At 72.2% G+C, this 9,919-nt stretch carries 7 protein-coding genes; 1 reads left to right on the top strand and 6 read right to left on the bottom strand.

The window, feature by feature from the left end; all coding sequences use genetic code 11:
• Nucleotides 1-76 precede the first annotated feature (76 nt).
• Nucleotides 77-1,537 (top strand): transposase, encoded by a 1,461-nt coding sequence (locus JNK12_09205; GenBank protein ID MBL8776097.1) that lies wholly within the window; start codon nt 77-79, stop codon nt 1,535-1,537.
• 155 nt (nt 1,538-1,692) lie between these two features.
• Here JNK12_09205 and JNK12_09200 read toward each other — a convergent pair whose 3' ends face one another.
• The 6 genes from JNK12_09200 to JNK12_09175 form a co-directional block, all read right to left on the bottom strand.
• Nucleotides 1,693-2,268 carry a hypothetical protein gene (locus JNK12_09200; GenBank protein ID MBL8776096.1) on the bottom strand — a complete coding sequence of 192 codons (576 nt, stop codon included), beginning with the start codon at nt 2,266-2,268 and terminating at the stop codon, nt 1,693-1,695.
• Nucleotides 2,269-2,272: 4 nt separating this feature from the next.
• Nucleotides 2,273-2,467 (bottom strand): hypothetical protein, encoded by a 195-nt coding sequence (locus JNK12_09195; protein ID MBL8776095.1) that lies wholly within the window; start codon nt 2,465-2,467, stop codon nt 2,273-2,275.
• A gap of 109 nt (nt 2,468-2,576) precedes the next feature.
• Complete coding sequence (locus JNK12_09190; GenBank protein MBL8776094.1) at nt 2,577-3,014, bottom strand: DUF3052 domain-containing protein; 438 nt, start codon at nt 3,012-3,014, stop codon at nt 2,577-2,579.
• Nucleotides 3,011-4,321 carry an NAD(P)/FAD-dependent oxidoreductase gene (locus JNK12_09185; GenBank protein MBL8776093.1) on the bottom strand — a complete coding sequence of 437 codons (1,311 nt, stop codon included), beginning with the start codon at nt 4,319-4,321 and terminating at the stop codon, nt 3,011-3,013. The genes JNK12_09190 and JNK12_09185 overlap by 4 nt, the downstream gene beginning before the upstream one ends.
• A complete protein-coding gene (locus tag JNK12_09180; GenBank protein MBL8776092.1) occupies nt 4,318-5,175 on the bottom strand; it encodes an Fpg/Nei family DNA glycosylase in 858 nt (285 codons plus the stop codon). Before JNK12_09180 ends, JNK12_09185 begins: the two co-directional genes overlap by 4 nt.
• 101 nt (nt 5,176-5,276) lie before the next feature.
• Nucleotides 5,277-9,914, bottom strand: coding sequence for a DEAD/DEAH box helicase (locus JNK12_09175; protein MBL8776091.1), 4,638 nt, complete (start codon nt 9,912-9,914; stop codon nt 5,277-5,279).
• Between the last annotated feature and the right edge of the window lie 5 nt (nt 9,915-9,919).

Genomic DNA, 9,919 nt, shown 5'->3' with positions numbered 1-9,919 from the left:
GAGGCTGTTGCGTTAGGTGCTCGCGTTCAGGTCCGAGACGGGGGAGAATTCGTGGGTGGCTCCTCGGTTCCGTGCGGTGACTCGTGATCAGCAGTTCTTGTTGCCTCCTGATGTGCGCGAGTGGCTCCCGGTGGGCCATCCGGCGCTGTTCGTCGTGGACCTGATTGACGAACTGGACCTTTCAGCGTTCGTCGCCGGGTATCGCTCTAGTGATGAGCGGGGCCGGCCGGCGTATCACCCGTCGGTGATGGTCGGGATCGTGTTGTACGCGTCGATGTGTTCGATCCGGTCGTCTCGGCGGATCGAGGCGTTGTTGGCGACCGATGCGGGGTTCCGGGTGGTCGCGGCGAACGAACGCCCGGATCATGTGACGATCTGCCGGTTCCTCGCCCGCCACGAACAGGCGCTGAACGCCCTGTTCGACCAGGTCGTGGGCATGGCCGCAGAGGCGGGGTTGGTGGACCCGACGCTGGTCGCGGTCGACGGGACGAAGATGGCCGCCGACGCGTCCAGGGACTCGAACGAGACGCTGGGTGACTTGCGGGGCCGGTTCTCGAAGTGGGCCGAGGAGGTGTTGGCCAACGACGCCGCTGATGATGCCGCGGAGGCCGAGAACCCGGCAGCGGGCCCGGTCCCGGAGATGGCCGACCACGACCAGCGTCGCGAGTGGATCCGTCGACGTCTCGCTGAGCGTGCCGACGAGAGCGATGACCGCAAGATGAACACGGTCGACCCGGACTCGGGTCTGGTGCCGCGTTCGGGCGGCGGGTGGATCCAGGGCTACAACGCGCAGGCCGCCGCGGTCGCAGGTGGGATCGTCGTGGCCGCCGATGTGACCGCGAACCCAGCTGACAACACAGTTCTCGATGCCATGGTCGCGCTCATCGACGACAAGATCGCCGCCGCGACCGGCGAGCACACCGGCGTGGTCGTCGCTGATGCCGGCTATTGGGACACCAACCTCATCGAGACCATCGACGCTGACCCGGACCGGGCCGACCTGCTGGTCGCGCCCGGCCGCCGCGCCCCCACCAAGGCTCCGGACCCGGTCATCGAGGCCGACCCCGCCTCGCATCAGGCCGCGGTCGCCGCCCACGAAGAAGTCCTCGACGCCCACCACCAACAGCGCGTCGCCGTCATCGGACAGGTCGCCGCCGGGAACCTGTTGATCCGCGAAGGCGCCGACGCTCTGGGCTTATCGATCGCCCGCGTCGGCGAACTCAAACTCGCCTACCAGGCAGGCGGCCCCGACGCCCTACGCCCCCACCACCTGCCCCGCCAGAGACAACCGAAACCGCCCCGCGGTCCCACCCGCGCCGCCCGAGCCCGCCACACCATGAACACCCGCCTCGCGTCGCCCGCCGGGCGCAGCCTCTACCGCCAACGCCAAGCCATCATCGAACCCGTCTTCGGTGACATCAAGACCAACCGGCGCACCACAAGATTCCTACGACGAGGCATCGACGCCGTCCGAACCGAGTGGCTCACCATCCTCACCGGCCACAACCTCACCCTCCTCCACGCCCACCGGGCATGACCCGCCAGGGCACTGCCCGCGCCCCCACCACCACAGCGGCCTAACGAGACAGCCTCCCCACGTTGCCAACTCGTGACCGGAACGCAGGGGATGGCCGGCGGCGACGACGGGGCCGACAGACGGCGCGCCCGCGCGTCGGACTCCGGGACATGACTTCAGGGCCACCGAGTGGCATCGTCACGAGCCCGCTCGAGCAGATCGCTGAGTCCGAGCAACGCCGCCGTCTCGTCCAGATCATCGGAGTCGACACGGTCACCCTGGATGGCGAGGATGCTCACGACGTCGCGCCACTGCCGCTCGGAGACCTCGCCGCCGAGGTGAAACCAGGTCAGCTTGCGCAGGACCTGATCCTCGAGCGAGGTGATCCAGACCTGGCGACCGGCGACTCGGACCTGTTGGCGACGCGCGATCTGCCGACGGTCCAACAGGTCGTCACCGAGCACGAACACGTCGACCTTGTAGGGCGAGCGCAAATCGATCAGGTTGAAGGAACTGCAGTCGTTGACGGCCTCGTCGACGTGCGCCTGGCTCACGAAGAACGAGTCGCTCACCGCCTCGACGAGCCCCGCCACATCGTGTGATCTCAGGATCACCGCCAGGTCTACGTCGGCGGTCGACCGTGCCTCGCCGACGAGAGAGCTGGCCAGCGATCCGCCCACGACGTAGGGAATCTGCAGTCGGTCGAGGATGTCCACCGTACGTAGGACGACCTCGATGGCGGAGTCAGGCACGAGGTCAGCGGCCGCGTTCGGTGGCGTCCCAGCCGAACGCCTCGCGGGCGACCTCGGGACCGTGGAGCACCACCCTCAGGTACATCTGCTCCTCCTCTGGCGTGGCGTCGGGATGACGAGCCCGAATGCCCGCCAACGCGAGCGCGCAGGTGTCGGCCGAGAGTCGATCGACGAGCTCCGCCCGCTCGGTGGCCGTCATCGCTCGCCACCGATCGACGACCAGCGGACGCAGGTCAGGATGCGTGTCTGACGTCCACGACGGAGACCCGGCCACACCGTCAGGGTAGGAGCGGGCGGCCATCCGTGACCTACGCCCCCGCCCACTTGGCGGCCCGGAGCTCCTTGCGCCAGACGACGCGGAGGCCGGACCAGACGTCGTCGATGGCGCACACCTTGTTGTCGACCAGGCCGAGGGGCAGGCAGACCTCGCGGACGGTGTCCTCGGTGATGTCGGTGGGGACCTTTGAGGCCTTCTTCGGCCACGCCACCCACAGGCCGCCGTCGACGTCCATCGAGCGGAGGATCGTCTCGAGCCGGCCTTCGAAGGCCGACCACTCGGTGAAGAACGCCACCACCACGTCGTTGGTGCCCTGGGCACGGCGGCGGAAGGTGACCCCTTCGGGGACCGGCTCGAGGGTGGCCTCGAAGCCGTCGGGTGCGCCGAGCAGTGCCACCGCGTGCCCGCCCTTGATGCCGAGCTTCTTGACCAGCGGCGTCCCCGAGTAGCCGGCCGTCGCCGCCGTCATCCGAGTTCGTCCTCGACCGACCGCGGCACCAGCGAAGCGTCCTCGTCGGGGAGGGGGCTGAAGATCAGTCGGGGGCCGCGGTCCCAGGTGAGGTAGCTCCAGGCCCAGTTGAGGAACACCGACACCCGGTTGCGGAAACCCACGAGGGTCAGAAGGTGCAGCGCCAGCCACGCCACCCAGGCCGGAGAGCCGTGGAGGCGGATGCGCAACGGGAGCTCAGCCACCGCCGCCCGCCTACCGACCGTGGCCATCGTCCCCTTGTCCAGGTAGTGGAACGGGCGGGTCGAGCGACCGGCCTCGATGCGCTTGATCTGACGGGCGACGTGGTGGCCCGACTGCACCGCCACCGGCGCCAGCTGCGGAAGCACCTGGGTGCGGAGCCGGCCGCTCTCGATGTGGGCGACGTCGCCGATGGCGAACACCTTCTGGTGGCCCTGCACCATCAGGTCGGGGCCGACGACGATGCGCCCGCCACGAGCCTGCTCGACCCCGAGGGCGGTGGCGAGCGGATTCGCTTGGATGCCCGCTGCCCAGACGAGCGTGTGCGCGGGCACCACCTCACCGGAGCCGAGGTGGACCCTGGTCGCGGCGATGCGCTCGACCGACTCGCCCAAGCGCACCTCCACGCCCCGCGACACGAGCGTCTGGCGGGAGTAGTACTGCGACTTCGGGTGGAAGGGCGGGAGCAGGCGATCCTCCCGCTCGACGAGCAGCACCCGGGCACGGGCGACGGCGAGGCGTTGGAAGTCCTTGCTGAGGACGTGGCTGATGAGCTCGCTGAGGGCGCCGGCCACCTCGACGCCGGTCGGGCCGCCGCCCACCACCACGAAGGTCAGGGCACCGTCGTCGATGAGGTGCGGATTGCGGTCGGCGGACTCGAAGCACTCGAGCACGTGGTTGCGGAGCTTCGCGGCCTCGGCCAGCGAGTAGAGCGGGAAGGCATGGTCCTCGGCGCCGATCACCCCGAAGAAGTTGGTGGCCGAGCCTGCGGCGACGACGAGGTGGTCGAAGGCCAGGTCGGTGCCGTCGGCGAAGACGACGTGGCGCTGACGCCAGTCGAGCCCGGCCACTTCGGCGTGGCGGAACGACACGTTCTGTTGTTGCTGGAAGATGCCCCGCACCGGATAGGCCACGTCGGCGGGGTTCAATCCGGCGGTGGCCACCTGGTACAGCAGCGGCAGGAACGTGTGGAAGTTGTGGCGGTCCACGATGGTGACGTCGACCGGCGCATCGGCGAGCTCGCGGGCGCACGCGAGACCCCCGAATCCGGCCCCGACGATGACCACCTGAGGACGAGGGGTGCTCATCTCGGCTCCGACGTCGCCGTCGCACCGTCGGCATCGGGCGCTCTCGTCGCGGCCACCGGGGCCTGGCACGACGGGCACCAGTAGGTCGAGCGGGCCTGTTCACCCTGGAGGTGCATGCGCACCGGTGTACCGCAACGGCGGCACGGCTGCCCACGCCTTCCGTAGACGGCGAGGCTGCCCGGCCCGCCGGCCACGGTGGTGCGCGGCCCGCTGCCGAGGTTGGCCCGGAGCAGGGTGGAGGCGGTGGCCAACAGGCGCCGGCGGGCGGGGACGTCCAGTGCCGCCACGGGGGTGAACGGGTCGACCCCGCAGGCGAAGCACACCTCGCTGGCGTAGACGTTGCCGATGCCAGCAGCGATGCGCTGGTCGAGCAGGGCCACCTTGATCTCCTCGTCGGGCTCGGCCACGAGAGCGAAGCGCTCGGTGGTGGCATCGAGGTCGACGTCGGGGAGGCACAGGTCCGGTCCGAGGTGAGCCAGAGGGTGGTCGGCCGGCAGGGCCGCCCCCTCCGGCGGGGCCCGGAAGGCCTCGACCACCGGCGCCGAGAAGCACACGGCCACCCACTCGTCGGTGCCCACCACCGCCCGGGCCAGGTGCGGCGCCTTCCGCCAGCGCTCGCCGACCCGGTAGAGGTGCCAGCTGCCGCTCATGCGCAGGTGGGTGCGGAGCACGACGCCGTCGTCGAAGGTGAGGAGGAGGTGCTTGCCCACCGCCTCGACCCGCTCGATGGTGGCGCCCACGGTGGGCCGCACGCCACCAGTGAGCCGAGGAGCTTCGAAGCGCTCGAGGCGCCGCCCTTCGAGCGCGGGGCGCAGCCGGTTGGCGCTGCGGTGGAGGGTGTCGCCCTCAGGCACGGCACGCACCCACCGTGTCGGTCGGGGACGGATCACCCGGTCCGCGCTCGTCCACGTCCGGGCCCCCGTCCCTCTCGTCACGGGCGCGGGCCCGTCGTGGCTCAGGCACGGAACACGAGGCCGCGGTAACCGTCGGCGAAGCCGGCCGCCCGCAGGGCGTCGGCCACGAAGGGGTCCTCGGCCGCGGCGGCGCCGTCGACCTTGGCGATCTCGAGCGAGCGCAGGCGCCCGTCCTTGACGAGGCGGGTGAGTGCCTCGGCCCACGGTCCGGGGGCGTCGCCCCGCCCGGCGGGGAAGACCACGAGGCTGCGCCCACCCCGCTCGAGGAACACCGCGGGCTCGCCGTCGACGAGCACGACGAAGGCGCCCGCCGATCGCGACGGTCGCCCGGCGGAGTCGGGCCAGGGCAGGGAGGCGCCGTAAGGCTGGGCCGGGTCGGTCGCGGCCAGGACCAGCGCCGTCGCCTCGACGGGGTGGAGCTCGTGGCCCTGCTCGAGCGACGAGCGCACGGCGCGGAGGCGGTCGACGGCGCCGGGCAGGGCGAACTGGGCGGCGCCGAGACCTTCGACGAAGTAGCCCCGGCGGACGTGGCCCCGCTCTTCGAGGGCCTTGAGCACCGGGTACACGCCGGCGAAGCCACCCTCGGCCCCCTCCCCCAGCGCCGCCTCGCGGGTGAGCACGCCGTAGCGGTGCAACAGCTGCTGGGCCCGGGCGTGGGCCGCCTCGGTGGGAGTGGCCGGGGGCAGGAGCAAAGGCGCGACCAGCGACCAACGGCCCGCCGCCTCGGGCGGGCCGATCCGGGTGAGGCGCCCGGGGCGCGGCCGGCGTCGAGCGCCCGCCGATCCCGCCTTGGGCCCCTTGCCCCGCTTCGCCCCCGCGAGGGCCCGCAGCGGGGCGAACGAGTCGTTGGTGACCTCGCCCGCCCAGACGAGGTCCCACAGGGCATCGAGCACGGTGGCGTCGTCGTAGGCGAGGTTCGCCTCCTGGGCTGCGGCCACCAGCTCGGGCCAGAACGAGGCGCCGCGTGCCTCGAGGTGGGCGCGCAACGCCTCGTGGTGGGGGTCGGCCGGCGGCTCGTCCGTGGTGGGCGGCAGGAGCAGGCCGACCTGGTCCCGGAACAGCAGGCGCACCCGGCCGTCGGTGGTGCCGAGCGGCCCGGCGCCGACCCACACGACCTCGCCCGCGGTGGCGAGAGCGTCGAGGTCGGCGGGCGAGTAAGCGGCCATGCGAGCGGGGAGGATGTCGGCCTCGAGCACCGACGCCGGCAGCGGCGCCCCTTGGAGCAGGCCGACGACCTCGGCCAGCGCGTCGACGCCCCGGCGCGGCCTCCCCACGCCCTGCCACTCGGGCAGGAAGCGGGCGAGGGTGGTGCTGTCGACGGGCTCGACCTCCTTGCGCAACACCGCCAGGCAGCGGCGGCGCAGTTGGCGCAGGACGTCGACGTCGCACCACTCGCGCTCGACGCCGTCGGGGCGGAACTCGCCCCGGGTGACGCGGCCCTGGCGTTCGAGGCCCTCGAGCACCACCCGCACGGGGTCGACGGCCACCCCCAGCCACGCCGCCACCTGGCCGGCGAGGAAAGGCCCGTGGGTGCGGGCGTAGCGCACCACGAGGTCGGCGAGCGGCGCGTCGACCGGGTCGGTGAAGGCGAGGGGGAGTCCCATGGGAACGGACACACCGAGGGCGTCGCGCAGGCGGCCGGCGTCCTCGGACGCAGCGATCCGCTCGTCGCCGGCGATCGACGCGACGTAGGCCCGGCGCTCGTCGAGCAGCGCGTCGACCATGGGCCCGGCGTCGCCGTCGGTGCGCAGATCGAGGTCGTCGCGGCTGAGGGGGCCGAGCAGGCGGAGCAGGTCGTGCACCTCGTCGGCGTCTCGTGCCCGGCGCCCGTCGACCAGGCGCTGCAGCTCGAGCTCGAGGTCGGCCAACACCGCGGGGTCGATGAGGTCGCGCAGCTCCTCCGCGCCGAGCAGGTCGCGCAGCAGGTCGCGGTCGAGGGCCAGCGCCGCCGCCCGGCGCTCGGCGGCGGGCGCGTCGCCCTCGTACATGTAGATGGCGATCCAGCCGAACAGCAGCGACTGGGCGAAGGGCGAGGCCTGGCGGGTCTCGACCGGGACGAGGCGCACCCGGCGCGAGCGCAGGTCGGTGAGGACCTCGCGCAGCGCGGGCACGTCGAACACGTCGTTGACGCACTCACGGGTGGCCTCGAGCAGGATCGGGAAGGTGGGGTGGTGCGACGCCACCCGGAGCAGGTCGGCCGAGCGCTGGCGCTGCTGCCAGAGCGGGGTGCGCTGGTCGGGGCGGCGGCGAGGAAGCAACAGGGCGCGGCCGGCGCACTCGCGAAACCGTGAGGCGAACATCGCGGTGTTGGGCAGCTGCGACACGATGAGCTCGTCGATCACCTCGGGGTCGATGGCCAGCTCGTCGAGGGGCAGCTCGTCGACGGCCTCAGGCAGGCGCAGCACGATGCCGTCGTCGCTCCACATCAGCTCGACGTCGACACCCCATTGCTCGCCGAGGCGGTGCTGGAGGGCCATGGCCCAGGGCGCGTGCACCTGGGCGCCGAAGGGCGACAGGACGCAGACCCGCCAGTCGCCGATCTCGTCGCGGAAGCGCTCGACCACGATGGTGCGGTCGTCGGGTACCGCGCCGGTGGCCTCGGCCTGCTCGTCGAGGTAGCCGACGAGGTTCGAGGCGGCCCACTCGTCGAGTCCGTTGCGCTCGCGCAGGCGGGCCATCGGGTCGTCGTCGGCGCGCACCTCACGGACGAACTGGCCGAGCGCCCGCCCGAGCTCGAGGGGCCGGCCGGGGCCGTCGCCGTGCCAGAAGGGCATCTTCCCGGGTTGGCCGGGGGCGGGCGACACCACCACCCGCTCGTGGGTGATGTCCTCGATGCGCCAGGTGGACGCGCCGAGCAGGAAGGTCTCGCCGGGACGGCTCTCGTAGACCATCTCCTCGTCGAGCTCGCCGACCCGGGTGCCGTCGGGGAGGAACACGCCGTAGAGGCCCCGGTCGGGAATGGTGCCGCCCGAGGTGACGGCGAGGCGCTGGGCGCCGGCCCGGCCCCGGAGGGTGTCGTCGGTGCGGTCCCACACGAGGCGGGGGCGCAGCTCGGCGAACTCCTCGGACGGGTAGCGGCCGGCCAGCAGGTCCAACACGTTGGCCAGCACGTCGTCGGAGAGCTCGGCGAAGTTCGCGCAGCGACGGACCAGGGCGGCCAGCTCGGCTACGGGCCAGTCGTCGAGGGCGCACATGGCCACGATCTGCTGGGCGAGCACGTCGAGCGGGTTGCGCACGTAGCGGGTGTGCTCGATGAGGCCGTCGTGCATGCGCTCGACCACCACTGCGGCCTCGACGAGGTCGCTGCGGTGCTTCGGGAAGAAGCGGCCCCGGCTCGGCTCGCCCACCTGGTGACCGGCCCGGCCGATGCGCTGGAGGCCCCGACTCACCGCCCCGGGCGACTCGACCTGCACGACGAGGTCGACCGCACCCATGTCGATGCCCAACTCGAGCGAGCTGGTGGCGACCAGGCCCTTGAGGTCACCACTCTTGAGGCGGTCCTCGATCTGGAGACGGCGCTCCCGGCTCAGCGAGCCGTGGTGGGCGAGCACCAGCTCGGCCTGTTTGCCATGTCCCTCCTCCGTCGGGACGCCTTCGGCATCTGACCCGAGTCCATGGCGCTGCCCCGCTCCGCTCCGCAACGTCCCCCGGAGGTCGGGTGGGGTGCCAACCGCCTCGGCCGCCCGGTTCTCGCCGTCGACGGCCAGCTCGTTGAGCCGGATGGCGAGGCGCTCGGCGAGGCGGCGGCTGTTGACGAACACGATGGTGGAGCGGTGCTCTTGGATCAGCTCGAGCAGGCGGGGGTGCATCGCCGGCCAGATGCTGCGCCGCACCGGCCCGGCGGCCACCGGCCCGCTGACCGGCTCTTCGATGACCTCGCCGAGCGCTCCCATGTCCTCGACCGGGACCACCACCTCGATGTCGAGCTCCTTGCGCACCCCGGCGTCCACGATGGTCACGGGACGGGCGGCCGGGAGCTCTCCCTGCATCGGCTCCACCTGTCCACCGAGGAACCGGGCGATCTCGTCCAGCGGCCGTTGGGTGGCCGACAGCCCGATGCGCTGGAACGGCTGGTCGGCGTTGGCCTCCAACCGCTCGAGGGAGAGGGCCAGGTGCGCCCCCCGCTTGGTGGGGGCCAGCGCGTGGATCTCGTCGATGATCACCGACTCGACCGAGCGCAGCGTCTCCCGCGCCTGGGAGGTGAGCATCAGGTAGAGCGACTCGGGCGTGGTGATGAGGATGTCGGGCGGGTGGCGCACGAGCTGACGACGCTCATCGGGCGCGGTGTCGCCAGTGCGCATGCCCACCGTGGGGACGTGCACGTCGTGGCCCAGGCGCTGGGCGGCGAGGGCGATGCCCTGGAGCGGCGCCCGCAGGTTCTTCTCGACGTCGACCGCGAGGGCCCGCAGCGGCGACAGGTAGAGCACCCGGGTGCGCCGCTCGCGCTCGGGTACGGGATCCCGCATGAGCTTGTCGATGCCGGCCAGGAAGGCGGCGAGCGTCTTGCCCGACCCGGTGGGCGCCAGGATCAGCGTGTGCTCGCCGGAGGCGATGGCAGGCCAGCCCTGGGCCTGGGCGGCCGTCGGCTCGGGGAACGACGTGGAGAACCACGCCCGGACCGGCTCGGAGAACCCCGCGAGCGCCCCGCCGTCGGGCGCGTCACCGGGCCGGGAGCTCACCCCAC

This window comes from Acidimicrobiales bacterium, assembly GCA_016794585.1.
Lineage (GTDB): Bacteria > Actinomycetota > Acidimicrobiia > Acidimicrobiales > DATDAH01 > JAEUJM01.
This window is presented reverse-complemented; position numbering and strand designations above follow the sequence as displayed.